General features: G+C 60.8%; 25 protein-coding genes. 14 read left to right on the top strand and 11 right to left on the bottom strand.

The features are described 5' to 3' along the window. Window positions 1-65 precede the first annotated feature (65 nt). Window positions 66-1,058 carry a DUF4062 domain-containing protein gene (locus tag BQ8794_RS00855; RefSeq protein ID WP_077371733.1) on the top strand — a complete coding sequence of 331 codons (993 nt, stop codon included), beginning with the start codon at window positions 66-68 and terminating at the stop codon, window positions 1,056-1,058. A gap of 135 nt (window positions 1,059-1,193) precedes the next feature. On the opposite strand, the gene BQ8794_RS00850 is transcribed toward BQ8794_RS00855, so the two are convergent. From BQ8794_RS00850 to BQ8794_RS00825, 6 genes are all read right to left on the bottom strand, one after another. After that, the gene (locus BQ8794_RS00850) at window positions 1,194-2,501 is read right to left on the bottom strand and encodes a tyrosine-type recombinase/integrase (protein WP_077371732.1); all 1,308 of its coding nucleotides are present in this window, start codon (window positions 2,499-2,501) and stop codon (window positions 1,194-1,196) included. A 157-nt stretch (window positions 2,502-2,658) separates the two neighbouring features. Beyond that, on the bottom strand, window positions 2,659-3,141 hold the full coding sequence (rpsI, locus tag BQ8794_RS00845) for a 30S ribosomal protein S9 (RefSeq protein WP_023717316.1): 483 nt from the start codon (window positions 3,139-3,141) through the stop codon (window positions 2,659-2,661). 1 nt (window position 3,142) lies between these two features. Further along, on the bottom strand, window positions 3,143-3,607 hold the full coding sequence (gene rplM / locus BQ8794_RS00840; protein WP_023798353.1) for a 50S ribosomal protein L13: 465 nt from the start codon (window positions 3,605-3,607) through the stop codon (window positions 3,143-3,145). A 278-nt stretch (window positions 3,608-3,885) separates the two neighbouring features. Next, a complete protein-coding gene (locus BQ8794_RS00835; protein WP_077371729.1) occupies window positions 3,886-4,284 on the bottom strand; it encodes a type II toxin-antitoxin system HicB family antitoxin in 399 nt (132 codons plus the stop codon). 19 nt (window positions 4,285-4,303) lie between these two features. Then, a complete protein-coding gene (locus BQ8794_RS00830) occupies window positions 4,304-4,495 on the bottom strand; it encodes a type II toxin-antitoxin system HicA family toxin (RefSeq protein WP_077372441.1) in 192 nt (63 codons plus the stop codon). Window positions 4,496-4,545: 50 nt separating this feature from the next. Next, window positions 4,546-5,001, bottom strand: a complete 456-nt coding sequence (locus BQ8794_RS00825) for a PaaI family thioesterase (RefSeq protein WP_077371725.1) — start codon at window positions 4,999-5,001, stop codon at window positions 4,546-4,548. Between the two features lie 131 nt (window positions 5,002-5,132). Between BQ8794_RS00825 and BQ8794_RS00820 the strand changes: the two genes are divergently transcribed. The 5 genes from BQ8794_RS00820 to BQ8794_RS00800 all read left to right on the top strand — a co-directional run bounded on the left by BQ8794_RS00820 (window position 5,133) and on the right by BQ8794_RS00800 (window position 8,839). Next, complete coding sequence (locus BQ8794_RS00820; protein WP_077372438.1) at window positions 5,133-5,954, top strand: enoyl-CoA hydratase; 822 nt, start codon at window positions 5,133-5,135, stop codon at window positions 5,952-5,954. Window positions 5,955-5,969: 15 nt separating this feature from the next. Beyond that, window positions 5,970-6,392 carry a VOC family protein gene (locus BQ8794_RS00815; RefSeq protein ID WP_077371722.1) on the top strand — a complete coding sequence of 141 codons (423 nt, stop codon included), beginning with the start codon at window positions 5,970-5,972 and terminating at the stop codon, window positions 6,390-6,392. A gap of 106 nt (window positions 6,393-6,498) precedes the next feature. Next, entirely contained in the window at window positions 6,499-7,020 is a 522-nt protein-coding gene (locus tag BQ8794_RS00810) for a CoA-binding protein (protein WP_077371719.1), read from the top strand. A 178-nt stretch (window positions 7,021-7,198) separates the two neighbouring features. Continuing rightward, entirely contained in the window at window positions 7,199-8,479 is a 1,281-nt protein-coding gene (locus BQ8794_RS00805; protein WP_077371716.1) for an O-acetylhomoserine aminocarboxypropyltransferase, read from the top strand. Window positions 8,480-8,488: 9 nt separating this feature from the next. Further along, window positions 8,489-8,839, top strand: a complete 351-nt coding sequence (locus BQ8794_RS00800) for a cupin domain-containing protein (protein ID WP_077371714.1) — start codon at window positions 8,489-8,491, stop codon at window positions 8,837-8,839. Here the strand turns inward: BQ8794_RS00800 and BQ8794_RS00795 are convergent, their stop codons facing one another. Beyond that, on the bottom strand, window positions 8,840-10,093 hold the full coding sequence (locus BQ8794_RS00795; protein ID WP_077371709.1) for a cytochrome P450: 1,254 nt from the start codon (window positions 10,091-10,093) through the stop codon (window positions 8,840-8,842). A 255-nt stretch (window positions 10,094-10,348) separates the two neighbouring features. Between BQ8794_RS00795 and BQ8794_RS00790 the strand changes: the two genes are divergently transcribed. The 5 genes from BQ8794_RS00790 (at window position 10,349) to BQ8794_RS00765 (ending at window position 17,312) form a co-directional block, all read left to right on the top strand. Further along, on the top strand, window positions 10,349-11,452 hold the full coding sequence (locus BQ8794_RS00790; RefSeq protein ID WP_077371706.1) for an NAD(P)/FAD-dependent oxidoreductase: 1,104 nt from the start codon (window positions 10,349-10,351) through the stop codon (window positions 11,450-11,452). A 322-nt stretch (window positions 11,453-11,774) separates the two neighbouring features. After that, window positions 11,775-12,404 (top strand): ATP-dependent Clp endopeptidase proteolytic subunit ClpP, encoded by a 630-nt coding sequence (gene clpP, locus BQ8794_RS00780; protein ID WP_077371702.1) that lies wholly within the window; start codon window positions 11,775-11,777, stop codon window positions 12,402-12,404. Between the two features lie 294 nt (window positions 12,405-12,698). Continuing rightward, window positions 12,699-13,973, top strand: a complete 1,275-nt coding sequence (gene clpX, locus BQ8794_RS00775) for an ATP-dependent Clp protease ATP-binding subunit ClpX (RefSeq protein WP_027155315.1) — start codon at window positions 12,699-12,701, stop codon at window positions 13,971-13,973. 321 nt (window positions 13,974-14,294) lie between these two features. Next, on the top strand, window positions 14,295-16,706 hold the full coding sequence (lon, locus tag BQ8794_RS00770; RefSeq protein ID WP_077371699.1) for an endopeptidase La: 2,412 nt from the start codon (window positions 14,295-14,297) through the stop codon (window positions 16,704-16,706). A gap of 333 nt (window positions 16,707-17,039) precedes the next feature. Next, the gene (locus BQ8794_RS00765) at window positions 17,040-17,312 is read left to right on the top strand and encodes an HU family DNA-binding protein (protein WP_023798342.1); all 273 of its coding nucleotides are present in this window, start codon (window positions 17,040-17,042) and stop codon (window positions 17,310-17,312) included. 396 nt (window positions 17,313-17,708) lie between these two features. On the opposite strand, the gene BQ8794_RS00755 is transcribed toward BQ8794_RS00765, so the two are convergent. The 4 genes from BQ8794_RS00755 to BQ8794_RS00735 all read right to left on the bottom strand — a co-directional run bounded on the left by BQ8794_RS00755 (window position 17,709) and on the right by BQ8794_RS00735 (window position 22,891). Beyond that, window positions 17,709-18,731 carry an aldo/keto reductase gene (locus BQ8794_RS00755; RefSeq protein WP_077371693.1) on the bottom strand — a complete coding sequence of 341 codons (1,023 nt, stop codon included), beginning with the start codon at window positions 18,729-18,731 and terminating at the stop codon, window positions 17,709-17,711. Between the two features lie 344 nt (window positions 18,732-19,075). Continuing rightward, on the bottom strand, window positions 19,076-19,993 hold the full coding sequence (locus tag BQ8794_RS00745) for a carbohydrate ABC transporter permease (RefSeq protein ID WP_077371690.1): 918 nt from the start codon (window positions 19,991-19,993) through the stop codon (window positions 19,076-19,078). 11 nt (window positions 19,994-20,004) lie between these two features. Further along, window positions 20,005-21,126, bottom strand: coding sequence for a carbohydrate ABC transporter permease (locus BQ8794_RS00740; protein ID WP_143744415.1), 1,122 nt, complete (start codon window positions 21,124-21,126; stop codon window positions 20,005-20,007). A 100-nt stretch (window positions 21,127-21,226) separates the two neighbouring features. Next, complete coding sequence (locus BQ8794_RS00735; RefSeq protein ID WP_077371687.1) at window positions 21,227-22,891, bottom strand: ABC transporter substrate-binding protein; 1,665 nt, start codon at window positions 22,889-22,891, stop codon at window positions 21,227-21,229. A 282-nt stretch (window positions 22,892-23,173) separates the two neighbouring features. On the opposite strand from BQ8794_RS00735, the gene BQ8794_RS00730 reads away from it, so the two are divergent. The 3 genes from BQ8794_RS00730 to rbsK all read left to right on the top strand — a co-directional run bounded on the left by BQ8794_RS00730 (window position 23,174) and on the right by rbsK (window position 25,727). Beyond that, window positions 23,174-24,232, top strand: coding sequence for an ABC transporter ATP-binding protein (locus tag BQ8794_RS00730; RefSeq protein WP_077371684.1), 1,059 nt, complete (start codon window positions 23,174-23,176; stop codon window positions 24,230-24,232). A 96-nt stretch (window positions 24,233-24,328) separates the two neighbouring features. Then, a complete protein-coding gene (locus BQ8794_RS00725) occupies window positions 24,329-24,781 on the top strand; it encodes an RbsD/FucU family protein (RefSeq protein ID WP_077371681.1) in 453 nt (150 codons plus the stop codon). 4 nt (window positions 24,782-24,785) lie between these two features. Further along, a complete protein-coding gene (gene rbsK / locus BQ8794_RS00720) occupies window positions 24,786-25,727 on the top strand; it encodes a ribokinase (protein ID WP_077371678.1) in 942 nt (313 codons plus the stop codon). Window positions 25,728-25,857: the final 130 nt, after the last annotated feature.

The raw sequence follows: 25,857 nt of genomic DNA, 5'->3' as shown, positions 1-25,857 counted from the left end.
CAGTCGTTCCCATAAGATCAGGCGCTAGCGGGACAGTTCGTTGAGTCGCAAATTCACGGTGGGATATGAAGAAATATCAAGTTTTTGTATCATCTACATTTCGGGACTTAATCGACGAGCGCACGGATGCAATACGTGCAATCCTCGACCTGGGTCACATCCCCTCCGGAATGGAGCTGTTTCCGTCTGCTGATATTGAGCAATTCGAATACATAAAAAAGGTAATCGATGAGTGTGACTACTACGTTCTTATAATAGGAGCGAGGTATGGGTCAGAGGACGAATCGGGAATAAGTTATACGGAAAAAGAATTCGATTATGCTGCTCATTCTGGGAAGACAATATTGGCGTTTATTCACAATGATACGGAGAAGATCGTTTCAGGAAAGGTAGATTACAAGCTTGAAACGGTAGAAAAACTGCAGAAATTTAGGTCAAAGGTATCTTCAGGTCGCCTCGTAAGTTTTTGGACGACGAGGGAAGGGCTGGAGGCGAAAGTCATAAAATCACTAGCCAAGGCGTTCTCTGAGAGTCCGGCTTTAGGTTGGGTGCGTGGCGGCAATGACGACAGAGAAGAACTCCTTGAGCAGATAAATAAACTTAGGTTGGAAAATGAAGAGGCGCAGCGAATTCTGGCTAAGAATGACAATTATGAGGAAGTGGATATTGATGATCTCGCCGGACTGGATGACAAGTTTGATTGCAATGTAATTGCGGCAGAATATTCGGATGGTAGCGGAAAAAGACAAAGTGAGACCAAGACCATAACATGGGGGACGGCATTTTCGTTGGTCGCTCCGTCTTTGCTGGGCGGTTTGACGACGCAGTTATTCAGCAAAAAGATAATCCAAGGTTTAAGAGAGCTGTTCGAGGATCCAACCTTGGTATCCATATCTTCTACAGACGCTGACATAATAAAGGTGCAAATGCTTGCCTTGGGTCTGGTGAAGCTCGACTTAACTGATGTCGGCGGAGAGAAGATTCTTCTGACAGATAAAGGAAAGGCAACAATGTTTAAGCTGATGGCCGTGAAAAAGGACGCAGGCCAAAAAAGCTAGTCTTTCGCCGAGCCTTTCCGGCTCCTTTCCCTGTTAGTCTCGATGGCATACAGTCGGCCGGGGCTGAGCCTGGGTTAATTTCAACAGGATAAATGCGAACAGGGAGCGACCGTGGAAAGATGCTTTGATGCGGGCCTATAGATAGAGGCCTTTGCGGCTCAGTTCTGGCCGAAGCGAACCGCCCAGAATGTGTGCCTTCTGACGAGTCGTGACATGTCGATAGTGCGCAAAAATTGTTGCCGGCGATGTGCCCATGTTTGCCGCTAGATCTTCAATCGGAACCTTTCCATATAGCAGGCGAAACGTAGCGTACGTGTGCCGGAGGCTGTAGACCGTCCTTTCTTTCCCAAACCGATCTTTCAACAGCTCGGACTGGTTAAGGACCTTTTTGAATGTCTTTCCGAAATTTTCAATTGGTCTTCCGTTCTGGTCAGAAAAGATGATGTCGTTCGGCTTTGTATGACTCGACGCCGCACGAATCCGTTCCAGCACAACGGTAGCGTTTCGCAACGGTATGCATTCACGCTCCCCAGTTTTGGTTTCCGGAGACACATGTAAGACGGCGTGCCTGGTGCCCTGATCGTCTTCGTGAAAGTCAATGTCCCGCCAGCGAAGCTGCCGGGCCTCGTTGGGACGCAGGCCTGAAGCGCACATGAATAACACGTAGTTGCGAAGCAACTGTCGATGCCAGCGATGCAAGCCGTTGCCGCCATCTCCGGCTGAATCGCCATTATTTCCATCCGTCGCCCATCTCCTGAGATAGCGGTAGAGTGACCGCCATTCGTCAAGATCGAACGCCGGCCGTCTCGATACTTGATTCCCGCTCTTCAGCTTTGGTGCTTTGATAAGCGGCATGTGCGCTATCATGCCGTGGCGGGCTGCCCATCCGAATATTTGGCGCAGCACGGCCTGTTCCATTGAGAGTGACTTCTGCGCCGGCACCTTGGCGACGTTGCCGAGCTTTTGTTTGTAGGGGCGCTTCTTCGTAGTCCGTGTTTTTTGAGCGGATACGATCTTCGCTTTGCCATCTGGTGAGTTCCAGTACCCGATGCGCCAGTCCCAATAGTCGGCAATCATTTTGTCGGATATCAGCGCAACATGGTGGCCACCCAAAAAGGGCAGGAGATATCGATTTAGGGTGCCTTCAATGTACTTTAGGCGATGAACGGACAACGAGTGCCGATGAGCCTGTTGCCAGCGCTGCCACAGTGAGGAGAAGGTGTGTGTGCCAATCTCCAATCCATGGCGCAACTTGTATCGGAAATCGTCATACAGCTCTTCAGCTACCCGCTTCGCTTCGTCGAGGTTCGTCTTTTTAGTCGATTTGACGATGTATCCATCGATTCCGTCGACAGATAACCGGGCGTGAAAAGTTGGCCGGCCATTGCGAGTATATAAAATTATGCGCCCTTCACGTAGAGCGTGCCGGTTCTCGTAGCCCATGATGTCACTGTCACTAATGGGTTTCGACAATCATTTGTCGAACTTGAGAACTGGAGTTTGCGGGATTTCATGGGTTTGTCAATGTTATGTCAAAAAACAAAAAGGGGCTGCGAATAGGCAGCCCCTTTGAAAACGTTGGTAAAAAATAGATATCTGTTTAGCGCTTCGAGAACTGGAACGAGCGGCGGGCCTTCGCCTTGCCGTACTTCTTGCGCTCGACGACGCGGCTGTCGCGGGTCAGGAAGCCGCCCTTCTTGAGCACGGCGCGCAGCGCCGGCTCGTAATAGGTCAGCGCCTTGGATATGCCGTGGCGCACGGCACCGGCCTGGCCGGAAAGGCCGCCGCCGATGACGGTGGCGACGATGTCGTACTGTCCGGCCCGGTTGGCGGCGATGATCGGCTGGTTGAGGATCATCTGCAGGACCGGGCGCGCGAAATACTCGGCGAACACCTTGTCGTTGACGACGATCTTGCCGGAGCCGGGCTTCACCCAGACACGGGCGATGGCGTTCTTGCGCTTGCCGGTGGCATAGGCGCGGCCCGACTTGTCGAGCTTCTGGACATGGACGGGTGCAGCCGGCTGCGTGTTGGTGTTGCCGGTGGCAGTTCCGAGTTCTGCGAGCGAGGAAAGCTCAGCCATTTTACGAAACCTTCTTGTTCTTGGCGTTCAGCTTGGCCACGTCGAGCGTGACGGGCTGCTGGGCGACATGCGGATGTTCCGTGCCTGCATAGACGCGGAGATTCTTCATCTGGCGACGGCCGAGCGGACCACGCGGGATCATGCGTTCGACGGCCTTCTCGACGACACGCTCGGGGAAACGGCCCTCGAGCAGCTGGCGCGCGGTGCGCTCCTTGATGCCGCCAGGGTGGCCGGTGTGCCAGTAATAGACCTTGTCGGTGAATTTCTTGCCGGTAAACACCACCTTGTCGGCATTGATGACGATGACGTTGTCGCCATCGTCGACATGCGGGGTGAAGGTGGGCTTGTGTTTGCCGCGAAGATGATTGGCGATGACAGTGGCGAGACGGCCGACGACGAGACCCTCGGCGTCGATCAGCACCCACTTCTTCACCACATCCGCAGGCTTCTGCGAAAAGGTTGCCATGGATTGTTGCTTTCGGTTCGGACCTTCCCCGTCGTCAAACGACAAGGAAAGGCGTTTCTTGTTGCTTGGATCGACGCCGAGCGCTCGCCCGCCGCCAATAACAAAACGGCGGCCTTTGCGGGCCGCTGTTCCGTGAAGGCTTATAGGCGAGGGGGGGCGTCACGTCAAGGCGAATTAAAAGGCGAGTAGCGAAGAAAATGAAGCAAAAACAAAGGATTGATTAATAGGTATTATTTTACCACATTGATCTAGTGTTAATTGCGGTGCCGAATCTGGCCTTAGTGCTTTGCCTCGATTTCCTTGCGGGCCGCGCTGGAGAGGAACGCAGATCGGGTTATGCCGCGTTCGCGCGCTGCCATGTCGATCGCCCGCAAAACGCCGCGCTCGAACGTCACATTTGCCCTGACGACTGCGCTGTCATTATCGATGAGCGGCACCGAGACCAGATAGGCTCCTTTGGCGAGCGCGTTGCGTATGTCCGCAAGCGCGACAATCGCTTCGTGGCTGGACGGCTCTGGAACGGGCATATCCTCTGCCCACAATTGCAGGGCTTCAACGGCATTGGGCACGATGTCTTCCGCCGCGTCCGCAGCCGAAAAGCAGCCGGGAATGTCCGGAAAGCGGATGCCGAAGGCGCTGTCGGGATCTTTGTCGACCAACGCGAAATAGTTCTTCATTTGCAATCTCCAGGACGCTTCAGCTCGTCCTTATCCAGCCTGCCTGCTTGGCGATCGCGCGAGCGGTACCGGTTGGCAGATCCTTCTCGGGATGCGGAACGATCAACACAATCTCGCCCCTTCGGAATTTGTGATGCGAGCCGCGTACGGAAATCAGTTCGAAACCATCGTCTTTGAGACGCTTCACGATCTTGCGGCTGTCGCGTTCCAGCAAAGGTCACCTATGCGCACATATATACACATCAACCGGAAATGCAATTGTCAAGATGGCGACCGCTTCGGCGGGATCGAATAGGTTCCCGTCGCGTGCGCTACCGTATGTCCGTCCGGTCCGGCGACGATATCGATTTCGAACACCATCAGGCTCTTGCCCAGTTTCAGGATGCGGCAATGGCCGTCGATCGGTCCGGCCTCGGCCTTGCGGACGAAATTGATGGTGAGGTTGGTGGTCACCGAAAGCGCATCCGGCCCGGCATGTGAAAGCACGCAGACATAGCCGCCTATGTCGGCCAGCGTGAACAGCGACGGGCCCGACACGGTTCCGCCGGGGCGCAAATGCCGCTCGTCGGCATTCAGGCGCACCGTGCAGCCGCCCGCAAACACCTCGGTCGCCTCGTAGAAGGTGAACTGGTCGTTGAGCTGAGGGTAGACGGTCTCCATCAGCGTATTGACTTGCGCCGCAGTCAGCACCGGCTTGAGATTGTTTTGGGCAGGCATTGGCGGTTTCCTGTATGTGCCGTGGCCTGAGAAAACACGCCTTAAGCCTGTTCTTCAATCGGCGGCGTGCTAGTTCTTTTGTTCCACGGCCCGCGAATCCGATGCCGCTGGCCAATGAAGAGGTTTGGAAAATGGCTGAAATCGTCGCCATCAAGCCGGCTGTTGCCGAAGGTCCTGTTGTCACGAGGCTGGACAAGGGCGTGCTCGGCCTCACGCTCGACAATCCGCCGGCCAATGCCCTGTCGCTGGCGGTCATGGCGGCGCTGACGGCGGAACTCGACCGCGCCAAATCAGACAGATCCGTCCGTGTCATCGTCCTGGCGGCAGCCGGCAAAGTGTTCTGCGCCGGACACGACCTCAAGGAAATGACCGCGCGCCGCGGCGATGCCGATCGCGGCAAGGCGTTCTTCGAGGAGACGTTTTCCGCTTGCGCGGCACTGATGCAGGCGATCGTGCGCCATCCCAGGCCGGTGATCGCCGAGGTCGATGGCCTGGCGACGGCGGCCGGGGCGCAACTGGTCGCGAGCTGCGATCTGGCGATCGCCTCGCACGAGGCGACCTTCTGCACCCCCGGCGTCAATATCGGCCTGTTCTGCTCGACGCCGATGGTGGCGCTGTCGCGCAACGTTTCGCGCAAGCACGCGATGGAGATGCTTTTGACCGGTGAGACCATCGATGCGGCGACGGCCAAGGAATTCGGCCTCATCAACCGCGTCGTGCCGCGTGAATATCTCAATCAGATTGTCACCAAATACGCGCAAACCATTGCCGCCAAATCGTCTTTGGTCGTGAAGACCGGCAAGGAAGCCTTCTACGAACAGGCCGAGATGGGGCTGGCCGACGCCTATGCCTATGCCGGCCGCGTCATGGTCGACAACATGCTGGCGCGCGACGCGGAAGAGGGCATCGGCGCCTTCATCGGCAAGCGCAAGCCGGAATGGACGCAGGAATAGGGACGGAGAATAGACATGGAGCCTCGCATCTCCATCATCACCATTGCCGTCGACGATCTCGAGCGCGCCACACGTTTCTACGAGGCGATGGGCCTCACCCGCCATGCCGGCATCACCGACGGCGTCGCCTTCTTCCAGATGGGCGGCGTCATTCTCGGGCTGTTCTCGCGCGAAAGCGCCGAAGCGGATTCAGGCATTACTTTCGGTACGGCGCCGTCGGCGATTTACCTCGCCTACAACACCCGCTCCGACGCGGAGGTCGATGACGTGCTGACGATGGCCGAGAAGGCCGGCGGCCGCATCGTCAAGCCGGCCGGCCGCGCCTTCTGGGGCGGCTGGTATGGTTATTTCGCCGACACCGAAGGGCATGTCTGGGAAGTGGCGCACAATCCGGCTTTTCCGATCGCGGAAGACGGCAGCATCTCGTTGCCGGGTTGACCGCGTTTCCCACCGCTTTCCACGATACCGATCATTTCTGCATGATGCGCAGTTTCTGCAACGGTCCGGATGGTTTTCTCGCCGAAGCTCTGTATGAGGACGAGGCATGAACCATGACGCCTACGACACTGCCTATATCGCCGACATCCTCAATTCGGTGAAGACCATCGCCATGGTCGGTGCGTCCGCCAACGATGTGCGGCCGAGCTACTTCGTCCTGAAATACCTGCTGGGCAAGGGGTTTTCGGTGTTCCCGATCAACCCCGGCCAGGCCGGCAAGGAAATCCTTGGCCGGATGACCTATGCCAGGCTCGCCGACGTTCCCGAGCCGATCGACATGGTCGACGTTTTTCGCGGCTCGGCGGCGGTGCCGGGCGTCGTCGACGAGGTCTTGCGGCTCGATCCGTTGCCGAAAGTCATCTGGATGCAGCTTGGCGTGCGCCATGACGAGGCAGCCGCACGCGCCGAGGCCGCCGGCATCAAGGTGGTGATGAACCGTTGCCCCAAGATCGAATATGGCAAACTGTCGGGCGAGATCGGCTGGACCGGCGTCAACTCAGGCGTGCTGTCGTCGAAGAAGCCGCTGATGCGGCCGGGATTCCAGAGTTTTGGCGTCCGCCGGAAGTAGGTGGTGAATGGTGAATAGAAGGATTTTTCTGGAAGGCGGATAAAGCGGCATATGAGCCGCTTGCAATCAGGATGGGGCTGGCCGACCTTGCCTTCACCCTTCACCCTTCACCCTTCACCCTTCACCCTTCACCATTCGCCACAACAACTCAGCATTCAGCATTCAGGGGAGATCTTCGATGACCCGCACGCCCGGTTTCAACACGCTCGCCGTCCATGCCGGCGCCAAGCCCGATCCGGCGACCGGCGCGCGTGCCACGCCGATCTACCAGACGACCTCCTTTGTCTTCGATGATGCCGACCATGCCGCCTCGCTGTTTGGGCTAAAGGCCTTCGGCAACATCTATACCCGGATCATGAACCCGACGCAGGCGGTGCTGGAAGAGCGTATCGCGGCACTCGAAGGCGGCACGGCGGGGCTGGCCGTGGCGTCGGGCCATGCAGCGCAGGTGCTCGTTTTCCACAACCTGATGCAACCCGGCGACAATTTCGTTGCCGCGACAAGGCTTTACGGCGGCTCGATCAACCAGTTCGGCCACGCCTTCAAGAATTTCGGCTGGCAGGTGCGCTGGGCCGACACCAACGAAATCTCGACCTTCGAAAGCCAGATCGACGAAAAGACCAAGGCGATCTTCATTGAGAGCCTGGCCAATCCGGGCGGCGTCTTCGTCGACATCGAGAAGATCGGCGACATCGCCCGCAAACACGGCCTGCCGCTGATCGTCGATAACACGCTGGCCTCGCCCTATCTGGTGCGGCCGATCGAGCATGGCGCCGACATTGTCGTGCATTCGCTGACCAAGTTCATCGGCGGCCACGGCAACTCGATCGGCGGCGCCATTGTCGACGGCGGTACGTTTGACTGGTCGAAATCCGGCAAGTATCCGATGCTGTCGGAGCCGCGCCCCGAATATGGCGGCCTCGTCCTGCACGAAACCTTCGGCAATTTCGCCTTCGCCATTGCCGCGCGCGTGCTCGGCCTGCGCGACATGGGCCCAGCGATCTCGCCCTTCAATGCATTCCTGATCCTGACCGGCCTGGAAACCCTGCCGCTCAGGATGCAGCGCCATTGCGACAATGCGGTCACTGTCGCCGGCTGGCTGTCCAACCACCCCAAGATCGCCTGGGTGTCCTATCCCGGCCTGCCCAGCGACAACAACAACGCGCTGCAGAAAAAATACTCGCCGCTTGGCGCCGGCGCGGTGTTCACCTTCGGCCTGAAGGGCGGTTATGCGGCGGGCATCAAATTCGTCGAGGCGCTCGAACTGTTCTCGCACCTCGCCAATGTCGGCGACACCAAGTCGCTGGTCATCCATCCGGCATCGACCACGCACCGGCAACTGTCCGACGAGCAGAAGGTCGCGGCCGGCGCTGGGCCGGATACGGTCAGGCTCTCGGTCGGCATCGAGGATGTCAACGACATCGTCGCCGATCTGGAACAGGCTCTCGCCAAGGTTTGATCAGTTTTCATGACCGCGCCGAAATTCCTCTCCGTCGATATTGAAAGCGTCGACCCAGAACCTGGCGCGCCGGCGCCGGATCGCCTGATTTCAGGCGATCCAAAATTCCGCACCTGGAATGTCGAGGAACGCGACGGTGGCCTCTATGCCGGCATCTGGGAGGCGACGCCGGGCAAATGGCGCATCGAGTATGACGAGTGGGAGTTCTGCCACATTCTATCCGGCGTCTCGGTGATATCAGAGGAGGGCGGCGAGGCGCGCACCGTCAGGGCCGGCGACAGTTTCGTGCTCAGGCCGGGGTTTAACGGAAGCTGGGAAGTGCTTGAAACGACACGCAAGGAGTATGTGATCAAGCTTTGATCATTGCCCGCTGTGCACGACGAGCCTTTCCAGCCCGTGGAAATGATAGGTGTCGCGAAAACGCGGCTGTTCGGCCAGATGGAGCCGCGGTAGCCGCTCGAACAAGGTTTTCAGCGATACCTGCAGTTCGAGCCGGGCGAGCGGCGCGCCGATGCAGAAATGAATGCCGGCGCCGAACGAGACGTTCTTCTGGTCGGCGCGATCCGGCCTGAAGGCGAAGGGTTCGGCAAAGGCCGCCGGGTCGTGATTGGCCATGCCGAGCAGCAGGCCGATCGTCTCGCCCGGCCGCACCAGAATGCCTGGAACGACCTCGATCTCTTCATAGGCATAACGCGTGAACATGTGCAGCGGCGAGTCGAAGCGCAGGCATTCCTCGACCGTGGCGGTGGTCGTTTGTGGCGAGGTGAAGAAGCGAGGCGGGTCGCCGCCTTGCGCGAGAATCGCGCGCACCGCATTGCCGGTCTGGTGGACGGTCGCCTCGTGGCCGGCATTGAGCAGCAGGATGGCCGAGGACACCAATTCGTCCTCCGAGAGTTTTTGGCCATCGTCTTGCGCCGAGATCAGCAGCGACAACAGATCGTCGCCGGGTTTCTTCCGTCGCTCGGCAACATGGCCGCGCAGGAAATCCGAAAAATCATGTGCTGCGCGATTGGCCGTCTCTTCCGTTTGGCGTGTGCGGCCGTGCATGTACATGGCGACCATCTGATGCGACCAGTCGAGGAGTTGCGGTCCCATCTCGACTGGCACGCCGAGCATTTCGGCAATGATGATGATCGGCAAAGGCGATGCGAAGGCTGGCAGCAGGTCGACCTGGCCCGGCTCGAAACGGTCGATCAAGTCGTTGGCCAGCGCCTCGACGCGCGGCCTCAGCCGCTCGACCTGACGCGAGACGAAGGCGCGGTTGACCAGCGTTCTGAGCCTGGTGTGAACGGGCGGTTCCAGCTCCAGCATCGAATTGGCCTCAATGCCGTCGAAGCTGCTGAGATGGGTGCGGTCCTCGCCGGCGCCGCTTCTGTCAGGGATGCCGGCCGGGTTGTGGCGGCCGAAGCGCCGGTCGCGCAGCAGCCGGCTGACGTCGTCGAAGCCGCCAAAGCACCAGAAGCCGAACTCTTCCCAGAAAAAGACATTCGATGCGCCATGCATGAAGGCATAGGCCGCGTAGGGGTTCTGGAAGAAAGCCGGCTCGTGCGGGTTCAGTCGCAGATGGCGGGTCGAGGAATCGAAGGCAAGATAGGTCAGCTTCAATTTGGTCATGCCAGACAATTAACGCATGACCCCGAAAACCGGAATCGGTTTTCGGAAAGGATCATGCGCAGATTCAAAGTTTTGGAGCGTCCTTTGCGCGTCGAACGACGCGCGGCGCTCCAAGGCTTGCCAGCTTGATGCCAGACCGTATGTTGGCGCCGGCAATCTGATGCATGTCGCCCAAAAGTGTGAGGCGGATTTGGGACAACGACATGCACAAAAGCGCATTTAGCCAGCCGGCGCGGCTGCGGAAAGACTGACTTGATGAATGTAATCGTGGTTGGCGCAGGCATTGCGGGGCTGTCAACGGCCTGGTCGCTGGTCAAGGCCGGGCACCGGGTTTCGATCGTCGAGCAGGGACCGATTCCCAATCCGCTTGCCGCCTCGGGCGACCATCACCGCATCATCCGCCGCGCCTATGGCGCAGCCTCGGGTTATGGCCGGCTGATCACCGAAGCCTATCAGGCCTGGGACGAGATGTGGGCCGATCTCGGCGAGAACCATCTCGACCCGCGCGGCTTCATCTGCATTTCGCGCGAGCCGGGAGACGAAGCCGAGGAATATCGCGAGGGCATGGAAGCCGGGAACTACCCGATCGAACTGTTCGAGCCGGACGCCGCGGCCAAGCGTTGGAAGTTCCTGCAGCCCGGTTCGTTCCGCTACGCGTATTTTTCGCCGGAGGGTGGTGCGTTGCATTGTCGCAAGATTGCCTCCCGCCTCGCCGAATGGCTGCGGAGAACCGGCGCCAATGTCTACGAAAACAGCAAGGTGGTGGAGGTCGACGCCGAGGCTGGCCGCCTCGTGCTTGAAAGCGGCGAGACGATGCAGGCCGACCGCATCGTCGTCACATCAGGTGCCTGGGTGCTGAAACTGTTTCCGGAATTGGGCGGCGACCTGAAGACCTGGCGCACCGCGCTCGCCTATGTCGAACCGCCGGCGGATCTGAAAGCGGCGTGGCATTCGGCCCCGGTCATCCTCGATGTCGGCGGCGCTGTCGATGGCTACGTGATCCCGCCGTCCGGCGGCGCCGGCATGAAATTCGGCTCAGGGCTGCACAGGGTGCCGACCAGCGATGCCGACTGGAACCGCCAGCCGGTGGCGGGCGAGGGCGAGGCCATCCGCAACCTGTTTTCGCCGCCGATCGCCCGCATCGAGGAGTACAGGCTCACCGAGGTCGTCACCTGTGCCTACACGTTCACCGCCGACGAAAAGTTCCTGGCGCATGAGAAGGGCAAATGCCTTGTTGTCTCGGCCTGTTCCGGCCACGGCTACAAGTTCGGCGCGGCGGTCGGCAGGCGTGTCGCAGCGACCGTCGGCAATGGCGACGTCGGCGGCTTGAAAGCGTGGCTGCGGGCGGAGGCAGCCTGACCTAAAACCGGCAGTGCCGCGCAATTCGCACCTGCCGCCAGCGCGACGCGCCCTCGCGGACCAGAACCCGGCGCGCCACTGTCTGGTAGGAGGCGGGAATATTGACGATCCGCCGCAGTCGCGCCGCTTCAACAGCAGCCGGCGCAGCTTCGGGCGAATTCTGTGCAGAAACCTTGATTCGACTTAACCGGATGGCTAGGAGGGGCGGCCTTGCGCTAGGGTGAGCCGACATCCTATTTTAGGGATAACGATCCAGAACCGATTCTGCCCCGACTTGCTAATCTCCCGGCGCCGGAATCCCATCTTCAATAAGGGATAACCCATGAAGAACCCCGTCGAAACCTACATGAACCTCGTTCCGATGGTGGTCGAGCAGACCAATCGCGGCGAGCGGGCCTACGACATTTTCTCACGGCTCCTGAAAGAGCGCATCATTTTCATCACCGGTCCGGTCGAAGACGGCATGGCGACGCTGGTCTGCGCGCAGCTCCTGTTCCTCGAAGCGGAGAATCCGAAGAAGGAAATCAACCTCTACATCAATTCGCCCGGCGGCGTCGTCACCTCGGGCATGGCGATCTACGACACCATGCAGTTCATCAAGCCGGCGGTGGCGACGCTGTGCATCGGCCAGGCCGCCTCGATGGGCTCGCTGCTTCTCACCGCCGGCGAGAAGGGCATGCGCTTCGCCACGCCGAACGCCCGCATCATGGTCCACCAGCCTTCCGGTGGTTTTCAGGGCCAGGCTTCTGACATCGAGCGCCACGCCCAGGACATCATCAAGCTGAAGCGCCGTCTCAACGAGGTCTATGTCAAGCACACCGGCAAGAGCTACGAGGAGATTGAAAGGACGCTCGACCGCGACCACTTCATGACCGCTGACGAGGCGAAGGATTTCGGCCTCATCGACAAGGTCATTTCGTCGCGCGAGCCGGCTGAGGTTGCCGCCGCATAAGCCCGGTGGCGGTTGGATGGTGCGAAAACGCGCTTTTGACGCCGCTTGCGGCATTTCGGCCACAATTGGCTGTTCCCTCGACGGGAGCGATTGCCTACGTTAAGCCTATGTTGATTTTCGACGGCTTAGCTTTGTGCGGGGTTGATGCGAATCATTGCGACGTTTTCTGATATGTGTTTCGTATGGAATGCGTTGCGGGAGCCGGACTACTGGCGGCGGCGATTTCCCGCGATAGATTGAGATATGCGCCCTTTCAACCAGACCATCGGCGGGCGGCTATGAAAGGACATGAAAATGAGCAAGGTCGGCAACAGCGGCGGTGATTCCAAGAACACGCTTTATTGCTCGTTTTGCGGCAAAAGCCAGCACGAAGTGCGCAAGCTGATCGCCGGCCCGACGGTGTTCATCTGCGACGAATGTGTCGAGCTCTGCATGGACATCATCCGCGAGGAGAACAAGACCTCGATGGTGAAGTCGCGCGAGGGCGTGCCGACCCCGCAGGAGATCCTCAAGGTTCTCGACGACTACGTCATCGGCCAGCCCTACGCCAAGCGCGTGCTGTCGGTGGCCGTCCACAACCACTACAAGCGCCTCGCGCATGCCGGCAAGAACAACGACGTCGAGCTGGCGAAGTCCAACATTTTGCTGATCGGCCCGACCGGTTGCGGCAAGACTCTGCTTGCGCAGACGCTGGCCCGCATCATCGACGTGCCGTTCACCATGGCCGATGCGACGACGCTGACCGAGGCCGGCTATGTCGGCGAGGACGTCGAGAACATCATCCTGAAACTGTTGCAGTCGGCCGACTACAATGTCGAGCGTGCCCAGCGCGGCATCGTCTACATCGACGAGATCGACAAGATTTCGCGCAAGTCGGACAATCCCTCGATCACCCGCGACGTGTCGGGCGAGGGCGTGCAGCAGGCGCTGTTGAAGATCATGGAAGGCACGGTCGCGTCCGTGCCGCCGCAGGGCGGCAGGAAGCATCCGCAGCAGGAATTCCTGCAGGTCGACACCGCCAACATTCTGTTCATCTGCGGCGGCGCCTTCGCCGGGCTGGACAAGATCATCTCGGATCGCGGCCGCAAGACCTCGATCGGCTTCGGCGCCACCGTCGCGTCGCCCGAGGACCGCCGCACTGGCGACGTTTTCCGTCTGGTCGAGCCTGAAGATCTGTTGAAGTTCGGCCTCATTCCCGAGTTCGTCGGCCGTCTGCCGGTCCTGGCAACTCTGGAGGACCTCGACGAGCCGGCGCTGATCCAGATCCTGACCGAGCCGAAGAACGCGCTGGTCAAGCAGTACCAGCGGCTGTTCGAGATGGAGAATGTCGACCTGACCTTCCACGAGAATGCGCTGTCGGCGATCGCCAAGCGCGCCATCGAGCGCAAGACCGGCGCGCGCGGCCTGCGCTCGATCATGGAGGCGATCCTGCTCGACACGATGTTCGAGCTGCCGGCGCTGGAAGGCGTGCGCGAAGTGGTTATTTCGGAAGAGGTGGTGTCCGGCAACGCCAGGCCGCTCTACATCTATTCCGAGCAGAAGGAAAAGAAGGGCAACGTCAGCGCCTGACGTCAGCCCTTTGGTGGAGTTCTTCAACGGCGCCGCAAGGCGCCGTTTTGTCATTGCGGATGGGCAGGCTATGATGGACGGCCCGACTTGTGATGAACGGATTGTGACTTGTGATGAACGGATTGTGACGGATGGATGAACGGTTTCGTGTCGACCCTTGATCTTTGCCTCGCGTGCCTCCAACTAACGGTGGAAGGCCGTGGCGCCGAATTCTGTGCTGTAAAACTCCCGTCACAAACGGTGGTAGGCGGAACCATCCCCGGTCGTTAATATGAGATTCGCGGTTGGCCGATTGGCGGTCGCGACATGAAAGGTTGGACAATGGCCAAAATATCCAAGGCTCCCAGCGACGGCGTCTTCGCAGTCCTCCCACTGCGCGACATCGTGGTGTTCCCGCACATGATCGTTCCGCTCTTTGTCGGGCGTGAAAAGTCGATCAAGGCGCTGGAAGAGGTAATGGGTCAGGAAAAGCAGATCCTGCTTGCGACCCAGATGAATGCCGCCGATGACGATCCCGAGTCCGATGCGATCTTCGACATCGGCACGCTCGCCAATGTGCTGCAGTTGCTGAAGCTGCCGGACGGCACCGTCAAGGTGCTGGTCGAAGGCGCTTCGCGCGCGAAAATCGTTTCATTCACCGACCGTCCCGACTTCCACGAGGCCCGCGCCGCGGCGCTGGTCGAACCGGATGAGGAAGAGGTCGAGGTCGAGGCGCTGGCCCGTTCCGTCGTCACCGACTTCGAGAACTATGTCAAGCTGAACAAGAAGATCTCGCCCGAAGTGGTAGGTGCCGCCAGCCAGATCGACGACTATTCCAAGCTCGCCGATACGGTTGCCTCGCATCTTGCCATCAAGATCCCCGAGAAGCAGGAGATGCTGGCCACGCTTTCGGTCAAGGAGCGGCTGGAAAAGGCGATGGGCTTCATGGAAGCCGAAATCTCCGTCCTGCAGGTCGAGAAGCGTATCCGCTCGCGCGTCAAGCGCCAGATGGAGAAGACGCAGCGCGAATACTACCTCAACGAGCAGATGAAGGCGATCCAGAAGGAACTCGGCGAGGGCGAGGACGGCCGCGACGAGGCCGCCGAGATCGAGGCGCGCATCAAGAAGACCAAGCTCTCCAAGGAGGCCCGCGAAAAGGCGGAAGCCGAACTGAAGAAGCTGCGGACGATGTCGCCGATGTCGGCTGAATCGACCGTCGTGCGCAACTATCTCGACTGGATCCTGTCGATACCGTGGGGCAAGAACTCCAAGGTCAAGCAAGATCTGGCCTTCGCGCAGAACGTGCTCGACACCGACCATTTCGGCCTCGACAAGGTCAAGGACCGCATCGTCGAATATCTCGCCGTGCAGAGCCGCCAGAAGAAGCTGAAGGGGCCGATCCTGTGCCTCGTCGGACCTCCCGGCGTCGGCAAGACCTCGCTCGGCAAGTCGATCGCCAAGGCGACCGGTCGCGAGTTCATCCGCATGGCGCTGGGCGGCGTGCGCGACGAGGCCGAGATCCGCGGTCACCGGCGCACCTATATCGGCTCGATGCCCGGCAAGGTCATCCAGTCGATGAAGAAGGCGAAGAAGTCCAACCCGCTCTTCCTGCTCGACGAGATCGACAAGATGGGCCAGGATTTCCGCGGCGACCCGTCGTCGGCGCTGCTCGAGGTGCTCGATCCCGAGCAGAACTCGACGTTCATGGACCACTATCTCGAGGTCGAATACGACCTGTCGAGCGTGATGTTCGTGACCACGGCGAACACGTTGAACATCCCGGCACCCTTGATGGACCGCATGGAGATCATCCGTATCGCCGGCTACACCGAGGACGAGAAGATCGAGATCGCCAAGCGCCACCTGATGCCCAAGGTGATCCGCGATCACGCGCTGCAGCCGAAGGAGTTCTCCGTCGGCGAGGACGCGATCCGCGGCATCATCCAGACCTACACCCGTGAAGCGGGCGTCAGGAGCCTGGAGCGCGAGCTGATGAAGCTCGGCCGCAAGGCGGTGACCGAGATCCTGAAGACGAAGAAGAAGACGGTCGACATCACGGCGGACAATCTCGCCGATTACCTTGGTGTTCCGCGCTTCCGCTTCGGTCAGGTCGAGGCCGATGATCAGGTCGGCGTTGTCACCGGGCTGGCCTGGACGGAAGTCGGCGGCGAGCTGCTGACGATCGAAGGCGTCATGATGCCCGGCAAGGGCCGCATGACGGTGACCGGCAATCTGCGCGACGTGATGAAGGAATCTATCTCGGCGGCGGCCTCCTACGTCCGCTCACGGGCTATCGATTTCGGCGTCGAGCCACCGCTGTTCGACAAGCGCGACATCCACGTCCACGTGCCCGAGGGCGCAACGCCCAAGGACGGACCGTCGGCGGGTGTGGCGATGGCGACGGCGATCGTCTCGGTGCTGACCGGCATCCCGGTCAGGGCCGACGTGGCGATGACCGGCGAGATCACGCTGCGCGGCAGAGTGCTGCCGATCGGCGGGCTCAAGGAGAAGCTGCTTGCAGCACTGCGCGGCGGCATCAAGAAGGTGCTGATCCCGGAAGACAACGCCAAGGACCTGGCGGAGATTCCGGACAACGTGAAGAGCGGTATGGAGATCGTTCCGGTCGCGCGGGTCGGCGAAGTCTTGCGCCATGCGCTGGTGCGTATGCCGGAGCCGATCGAGTGGATCGAACCGGTCAATGCGCCGGCTGCGGTGGATGCCGGAGACGACGCCGGCAAGTCACTGGCGCATTAGAGCGCCGCGCGTCCAATTGGACGCGCAAAGGACGCTCTAACGCTGGTGAGCGCCGCGCGTCCAATTGGACGCGCAAAGGACGCTGAGTCTATGCATGACCCCCGAAAACCGAAACCGGTTTTCGGGGGTCATGCGTTAGCTCTTGCTAAAGTTGCAATGCACAACAGAGAGCCGGGCCTTGCGCCCGGCCTTTTCATGTGAAAAACCCCGGAATTCCGGGGTTTTTTCGACTCTTTTGACGCTTTTCGACTTGGTTGCGGAAGCGCTTCTTTCTAAAGTCCGTTTCCTGCCGGATGAGTCGTACGGTCCGGTTTCTCATGGAAGGGAATTTTTATGAACAAGAACGAACTGGTGTCCGCTGTCGCCGATGCCGCGAGTATTTCGAAGGGTGACGCGCAGTCGGCGGTCGATGCGGTGTTCTCCGTCATCACCGGCGAACTGAAGAAGGGCGGCGATGTCCGGCTTGTCGGCTTCGGAAATTTCACCGTGTCAAAACGCGCTGCTTCGACCGGGCGCAATCCGCAGACCGGCGCCGAAGTGCAGATTCCGGCGCGCACCGTGCCGAAGTTTTCGGCCGGAAAGGGCCTCAAGGACGCAGTCAACTAAGAGACCGTTTGGAAACTCTACTCTGGCGGCCATCTGATGGCGTTTTCTGCGCTTCCGGCCTTCGCCGGCCGAAGCACTTTGAGCGGTCGTGGCAGTTAAAGCTACGGCCGGCGTAGGCCGGTGCTCACGGACCCAGCGCATGACCCCGGAAACCGATTTCGGTTTCCGGAAAGGATCATGCGCAAATGCAAAGTGTTAGAGCGTCCTTTGCGCGTCCAATTGGACGCGCAGCGCTCTAATGCCCGCTGCGCGCCGGTTCTCGAAACCACCACCATATGACTCGCCAGAGCGAATTTCGAAACAGTCTCTAAGCGCCTTCGTCCCCTTTTCAGAGACCAGAAAAGCCGGGCATGCCCGGCTTTTCTTTTACGCCTGCTCGGCCAGCAGCAGGCGGCTTTATGCCGTTGGCGCATCGGCGCGCATCAGCCCTTCCTGCTTGAGATCGGCCCAGAGTGCCGATGGCAGCTTCGCGTCGAGCAGCGACCGATTGCTTTCGACCTCGCTCGGCCGCTGGCCGCCGGGGATCACCGACACGACCGAAGGGTGCAGCAGCGGAAATTGCAGTGCCGCCTCGATCAGGCGCACACCGTGGCGCGTGCAGACAGCCTCGATGCGCGCGACGCGGTCGAGGATGTCCTGCGGCGCCTCGGTATAATCGTAATAGGCGCCGGGCTTCGGACCGGTTGCCAGGATGCCGGAATTGTACGGCCCGCCGAGAACGATGCCGATGCCGCGCTTCTGGCATAGCGGCAGCAAGGATTGCAGCGCCTCCTGCTCCAGCAGCGTATAGCGCCCGGCAAGCAGGAAAAGGTCGAAGTCGCCGCGCTCGGCAAGCGTCTGGGCAACCTGCCATTCGTTGATGCCGCCGCCGAACGCCTTGATGACGCCCTGGTCACGCAGGGACAGCAGCCCGTAATAGCCCGAGCGCATGAACTCCTCGATGCGCTGCTCCGCGGCCTCCTTGCTGCCATGGGTGAAGACGTCGACGTCATGCACGAAAAGAATGTCGATGCGGTCGACGCCGAGGCGTTCCAGCGAGGCTTCGAAGGAGCGCATGACGCCGTCATAGCTGTAGTCGTAGACCTCGCGGCGCGACGGCGTGTCGAAGAACTTGCCGATGCCGGTGCGCTGGTCCGGCGGGCAGGCGCGCATGATGCGGCCGACCTTGCTCGACAGCACATAATCGTCGCGCTTTTTCGAGCGCAGGAACGGATTGAGCCGCGTTTCCGACAGGCCAAGCCCGTAGAGCGGCGCGGTGTCATAGTAGCGGCAGCCGACCCGCCATGCAGCCTCCAGGGTGGCGTTGGCATCCTCATCGGAGACGGCGCGATAGAGGTTGCCGAGCGGCGCCGTGCCGAAGCCAAGTTCCGTGAACGCGATGCCGCCATTGCCGATGCGGTCGAAATGCCTTGTCTTCATATGCTGCCTTTCCTCATTTCCGTGTCCGGACATTATCATGCTTCGAACCGCCCCTGGTGCCTCGATGGACGGGCAAAAAGGGCGTCGCGATGGCGCGCTAGGCTGTGCTTAGACGCGCTCTGTAGTGGTGCAGGATGAAAGGCGTAGCGATCCTTCGCGCCCCCCTCTGTCCTGCCGGACATCTCCCCCACTTGGGGGGAGATTGGCAGCTTCCGCGTTCCGATTGCCTACAACCGTTGGAGATTGGCGAAAGCCAATGCGACATCCAATCTCCCCCCTCGTGGGGGAGATGTCCGGGAGGACAGAGGGGGGCGCTGTCCCGCCGGCATCAAAGAAGCAACCGCCTACTTCACCGCGCCTGCGGTCATGCCCATGATCAGGTAGCGCTCCAGCGCGATGCCGATGACGGCGAGCGGCGTTATCGCGGCGGTGGCGAGTGCGGCCATCGACCACCAGTTGATGCCCTGCGAGCCGGTCTGGCTCGCCACCATGACGGGAATGGTTTTTGCGTCGGTCGAGGTCAGCAGTGCGGCGAAGAAATACTCGTTCCAGCACAGCACCATGGCCAGGATGAAGGCCGCGACCATGCCCGGCAACGCGATCGGCATGACGATGCGGAAGAAGGCGCCCCAGATCGACAGGCCGTCGACGAGCGCTGCTTCCTCCAGTTCGACCGGGATCGAGTTGAACTGGTCGCGCATGATCCAGATGACGATCGGCAGCACCATCAGCGTGTAGAGCAGGATCAGCCCGATGCGCGTGTCGAGCATGCCGACTTCCCGGTACAGCACGAGGAAGGGCAGGGCGAGCACCACCGGCGGCAGGATCAACTGCGACAGGAAGAAGAAGGAGATGTCCTCGTTCTTGAACCAGGCGAAATGATAGCGGTAGCGGGTGAGGCCGTAGGCGGCGAGGCTGCCGATGACGATGGCGAGGCTCGATGCACCGACCGAGGTGATGACCGAATTCATGAAGCGCTTGATGAACTCGTCGCGCACCGTCGACGTCCGGAAGATCGCATCCGGCGACAGGCCGAGCGAGCGCCAGCCCTTCCAGTCCGGCCGGAAGTCGACGAACGGGATGAGATGGCCCTGGGTGACGTCGACCGCGGTCTTGAACGAGGTGGTTATCGTCCAGTAGATTGGGAACAGGCAGATGAAGGCCCAGAACACCAGCGCGCCATAGATGAAGACGCGGTTGGCGAAAAAGCTCGCCGGCGAGCGGATTTCGGAAGCGGCATAGTCGGTGGTCTGGACGCTCATCTGGCCGCCTGTCAGTTGACGTTGCGCACGAAGCGGTTGGCGAATTTCAACAGCCACGTCACGAACACGATGATGATGATGAGGTAGGCCATCGCCAGCATGGTGCCGTAGCCGACATTCGAGCGGTCGCGATACTCGCGGTAGATGAAGCTCGACACCGAATCGGTTGCACCACCCGGGCCGCCCGAGGTGACGGTGATGATGATGTCGGCAAGCTTCAGCTTGAAGATGATGCGCAGGATGATCGCCGTCACCGATACCGGCAGCATCAGCGGGAAGATGACCTGCCAGAAGGTCTGCCAGGCATTGGCGCCGTCTACCCTGGCCGCCTCGAGAACCTCGCGTGACATCGCCTGAAGGCCGGCGAGCAGCATGATCATCATGAACGGGATGAACGTCCAGGCATCCAGCACCATGATCGAGATGCGGGCGGTGATCGGGTTTGAGAAGAAGGCGGGGTTCTCCCAGCCGAGCTGGCGCGCCAGCGCTGCGGCCGGCCCGAACCGGTATTCCATCAGCGACTTGCCGATCATCCACGATACCGCGACAGGCGACAGCATCAACGGCAGGAGGAAGACGACGCGGAAGAATTTGCGCGCCCTGATCTGTGCGTTGAGCAGCAGTGCAAGGCCGAAGGCGATGACATACTCGACCAGCACCGCGAGCACATAGAGCACCATGTTGAACAGCGCGTTGCGGTAGTAGGGGTCGGCCAGCATCTGCCAGAAATTGTTGAGACCGTTGAACTTCCGCCCACTGAAGGAACTGAGGTTCCAGTCGGTCAGCGCGATGTAGAAGCCGAACAGCGTCGGGAAGATCACCATGGCGATGGTGAACAGCAGCGCCGGCAACAGGAACAGCGCGCGCTGGCCGTCTTCGCCCCGCGTCAGCACCTGGCCGATACCGAGCGCAACACCCCACAGCACATAGGCATAGACGACCGGCCGCCAGGTCTCGAAGCCGATGGTGTCGACCTCTGTCTTGTAGAGGATCTGAACTGCGATCACTGCCAGCAGGCCGAGCGTCGCAATAGCCATCAACGCCCGGCCGAGCCGCTTGCGGCCCGGCGATATCAGATCGGATGGAGCGGCGTTTGCCGGCCACGCATTGGTGGGCAAAGTCTGGTCAGCCACGCGTCTCGTCCGTTCACTGAAGGCTTCATGACCGGCTGGCCGGTCAAGCTGGGGTCCGGCGGCTTTGCGTCGCCGGACCACGGTTCACTATAGTCTCAGCCTACATGCCGAGCGAGGCCTTGTAGAGCTTGATCTGGTTTTCGCGGCCGATCTGGTCGGTCAGCTTCTCCCAGGCGGCTGCGATGGCGTCGGCGCCTTCCTGCGCCTTCATCTTGCCGGCAAAAGTGTTGGCCAGGATATCCTCGGCGGCGCTGTAATATTGGAAGATGCCGGGGATGCGCGGCTCGATCGCCGCATTCGGGTGGTTGTAACTGTCGGCTTCCGACTTCAGATAGGAGCTGATGAACGCCTCGTCGTAGCCCGCCGCCACCCATTCCGGAATGTTGAAATGGCTGTTGCGGTAGGGCTGGAAGCCGGACGGATATGCCGCGCACCAGAGCGACAGGTCCTTGCCGCCGAGATGGGCCGCGGCAGACCAGGCCGCCTTCTTCTTCTTTTCATCCGAATCGACACGAGCCATGACGTAGACGCCCCAGCCGATATAGGCGCAGTTCGGCGCATGGTTCGGGCCGCTGGCGAGCTTTTCCCACTGGCCGGTCTTGGAGTTGTAGACATCGTCTGAGCCCGGCAGGATCGAGAAGCCGGTGACGTCGCCGACAACCGACGAGTCGTTGGTTTTAACGTTCGAGCCGGCATCTCCCCACCAAACCAGCATCGAACCGGTGCCGCCCAGGAATTGCGAGAAACAGGTCTGGTTCGGGTCGGCATTGATTTGATCTTGCGGTTCGGAAGGCAGAGCGTCGATTACGTCCTGGATCGCCCGCACCCAGGCCGGGTTGTTGATGCGCGGTTTCATCGTATCCGGATCGAACAGCCAGGCCTTGTCATCGGGATGCTTGGCGTAAGCGCTGGCGCGACTGCCGAGGAAGTAGAAGCCGAAGCCGCCCCAGGGCTTGGGCGCATCGAGATAGCCGAAGACGTCCTGGCCGTTCACTTGCTTGCCCTTGAGGAACTTGGTCACCGCCTGCACCTGCTGCCAGGTCTTCGGCACGCCCCATTCACCGCCACCGCCGCCGTCCTTCCATGCCTTGGCGAGGTCGGCATCGGCGAACACGTCGGTGCGGTAGTTGAAGTTGTGCGCATCGCCATCGACGGTCACGCGATACTGCTTGCCGTCCCAGGTGCCGACCGGCGGCTTCAGGTAGGCCACCAGGTCGTCCATGTCGATCTGCTGCCTGACCCAGTCCGGCATTTCGGAGGTGAGGCCTTTGCCACAGACATCGCCTTCGAACGGCGCTCCCATCTCGACGATATCGAAGTCGATTGTGTTCGTGGCGATCGCCTGCTGCAGGCGCGGATTGTAGTCGGCCTGGGCGAGGTCGATCCAGTTGATCTTGGCGCCGGTATAAGTCTCCCACGCCTTCAGGAAGCCGCGAAACAGCACATTGTGCAGGTTCTGGTTGTTGAGCCCCATGAAGGTGAGCTCGACACCGGCGAATTCGCCTTCCTTGACGTTGGCCTTGGTGGCTCCCAGGCAAAGCTCGCCGACCTGCTGGAAGTCGGCATCGGTCGGCTGGCCCTTGCCGACCCCGGGGATCTGCAGGATCTGCGCCCGCAGATCATCGGCGGCGGCAGCCGGGCGCGTCAGCGCGCCAAGCCCGGCGCCGGATGCCGCTGCGACCGCGGCCATGCTGGCCGCGCCTTTCATGACGTCGCGCCGGGTTGCACCCGCGCGGACAAGTTGGTTGTAAAGGCTGACTTTCATCTCATTCCTCCCAGAACTTTTGTGTGGGTTGTTTCGGATGCTGGAGCGCTGGACGTGTTCCCCAACAACAGCGCCTCCTCAAGTTTTCCTCCCGCAACGCTTCGATTTCCGTGGTCCGGACAAGCGTGCCGGCGCGCCCGGAACAGGGTCAAAAGCCGAGCCCTTTCACTATTCTCACAACCAGGTGCCGTGTCAAACGAGAACGGGGTTTTTTATCTATAAAAGACCGACTTGCCCTCGCCGTTTGCCTTGTTTAGCTTCACCGCAACGAAAGGGGGGCCAATGGCTCAAGTCGCGATCAGCAATGTGGCCAAGGCGTTCGGAACCGTCAAGGTCCTGCACGGTGTCAGCGTCGACATCGCCGACGGGCAGTTCGTGGTGCTGGTCGGCCCTTCGGGGTGCGGCAAGTCCACGCTGCTCAGGATGGTGGCGGGGCTGGAGACCGTTTCCGGTGGCACGATCGCCATCGGCGACCGTATCGTCAACCATCTGCCGCCGGCCAAGCGCGACATCGCCATGGTGTTCCAGAATTACGCGCTCTATCCGCACAAGACGGTCGAGCAGAACATGGCCTTTGCGCTGAAGCTGCGCAAGACCGATCCGGCTGATGTCGCCGAGCGGGTCAAGCGCGCCGCCGATATCCTCGACCTCAATCCCTATCTCAAGCGCTATCCGCGCCAGCTCTCCGGCGGCCAGCGCCAGCGCGTCGCCATGGGCCGCGCCATCGTGCGCAACCCGCAGGTGTTTTTGTTCGACGAGCCGCTGTCTAACCTCGACGCCAAGCTGCGCGTGCAGATGCGCACCGAGATCAAGGAACTGCACCAGCGGCTGAAGACCACCACCATCTATGTCACGCACGACCAGATCGAGGCGATGACCATGGCCGACAAGATCGTGGTGATGCGCGACGGCCGCATCGAGCAGGTCGGCGCGCCGCTGGAACTGTTCGACCGGCCGGCCAACCTGTTCGTCGCCGGCTTCATCGGCTCGCCATCGATGAACCTGCTCAGGGGCGTGGTGCGCAAGGGCGACAAGCCCATCGTCGAGATCGCCGGGACGCCGTTCCCGATGGCTCAAAACAGCAAGGTGGAGGACGGGCGCAATGTCGTCTACGGCGTCCGGCCCGAGCATCTCGAAATCCACCCCGACGGCGTGCCGGCGAAGATTTCCGTCGTCGAGCCGACCGGTTCCGAAACGCTGGTGTTTCTGCGTTTCGGCGAGGGCGAGATGGTGGCGCTGTTCCGTGAGCGCCACGACTTCAAGCCGGGCGACACGCTGCATCTGAAACCGCGGCTCGACCAGGTCCATCTCTTCGACGCAGAGACCGGCAATCGTCTTTAAACACTTTGAATTGCGCATGATCTTGTCCGAAAACCGACAACGCTTCGGGATCATGCGCCAGGCTTCGCATCAAAAAAGCCCGTTCGGGAGGGAACTATGCTCAAAGGGATCAATCCGCTGCTCAATGCCGACGTGCTCCAGGCGTTGCGGGCGATGGGCCATGGCGACGATTTGATCATCGCCGACACCAACTTCCCCGCCGATTCGGTGGCCCGACTGACGGTGCTCGGCCGGCTGCTGCGCATCGATGCGCCGGCCGCTGACGTGGTCAAGGCGGTGCTGTCGCTCTATCCGCTGGACACTTTCGTCGACGATGCCGCGGCCCGCATGGAGATCGTCGGCAAGCCGGACGAGATTCCCGCCGTGCAGCAGGAAGTGCAAAGCGAGATCGATGCTGCTGAGGGCAAGGCCTGGCCGATGATTTCGGTCGAGCGCTACGCCTTCTACGAACGTGCCAAAAAGGCCTATTGCGTCATCCAGACCGGCGAGCGCCGCTTCTATGGCTGTTTTGCGTTCCGCAAGGGCGTCGTGCCGCCGGACGCGGAGTAGCGGGATGCCAGGCAAGCCTGTGGTCATCAAGCCTGTCGTCATATTGGGCGTCTTCGTCGCCGACACCGCCTACCGCGCCGCCCGCCAGCCGCGCATGGGCGAGACGATCCTTGGAACATCCTTCGCGCTCGGTCCGGGCGGCAAGGGCTCCAACCAGGCGGTTGCGGCCGGCCGTCTCGGCGCCGACGTCACCTTTCTGACGCGCCTTGGCGTCGATCCCTTTGCCGATATGGCCAGGCAAACCTGGACGCAGGCCGGGGTAAAGAGCGCTATCATCGACACGCCGGAGAGTTACACGGGTGCGGCCTATATCTTCGTCGAGGAGACGAGCGGCAACAACGCCATCATCGTCAGTCCGGGTGCGGCCATGCTGATTTCCCCTGACGACATCGAGGCCCATGCCGGCCTGATCCGCTCGGCCGGCGTTTTCGTCACCCAGCTCGAGCAGCCGATTGAGGCGGCGATGCGGGCGCTGGAGATCGCGCGCGGGGCAGGGGTGACGACCATCCTCAACCCGGCGCCGGCCGCAAGCCTGCCCGAGCGCATCTACACGCTCTGCGACTATGTCACGCCCAACGAGACCGAGGCCGAGGAACTGACCGGCATCAAGGTGTCCTCCATCGACGATGCCCGCCGCGCCGCCGACAGTCTGCTCGAAAAAGGCGCCGGCGCGGTTATCGTGACGCTCGGCGAACAGGGCGCGCTGTTGCATACCGGCAGCCGCTCCGAGCATGTCGGCGCGATCAATGCCGGTCCCGTGGTCGAGACCACCGGCGCCGGCGACGCCTTCAATGGCGGCCTGGCCGCAGCACTTGCGAGAGAGGTGGAACCGCTGCAGGCGGTCCGCTTCGCCTGCGCCGTCGCCGGCATCTCGGTGACGCGACCGGGCACGGCGCCGTCGATGCCGACGCTGCAAGAGGTCGAGGCGCTGCTCGCCAGGGGTTGAGGACGACGGCCAAAACGGATCGTATCAGGGCGCTGGCATCCATTCCGTGACATCGGAGCGCTGCTGCGGTGCAGAACCTTTGATCGCCGAGGGACAGTGCCCCCTCTGTCCTGCCGGACATCTGCGCATT

This window comes from Mesorhizobium prunaredense (assembly GCF_900156895.1).
Taxonomy (GTDB): domain Bacteria; phylum Pseudomonadota; class Alphaproteobacteria; order Rhizobiales; family Rhizobiaceae; genus Mesorhizobium; species Mesorhizobium prunaredense.
This window is presented reverse-complemented; position numbering and strand designations above follow the sequence as displayed.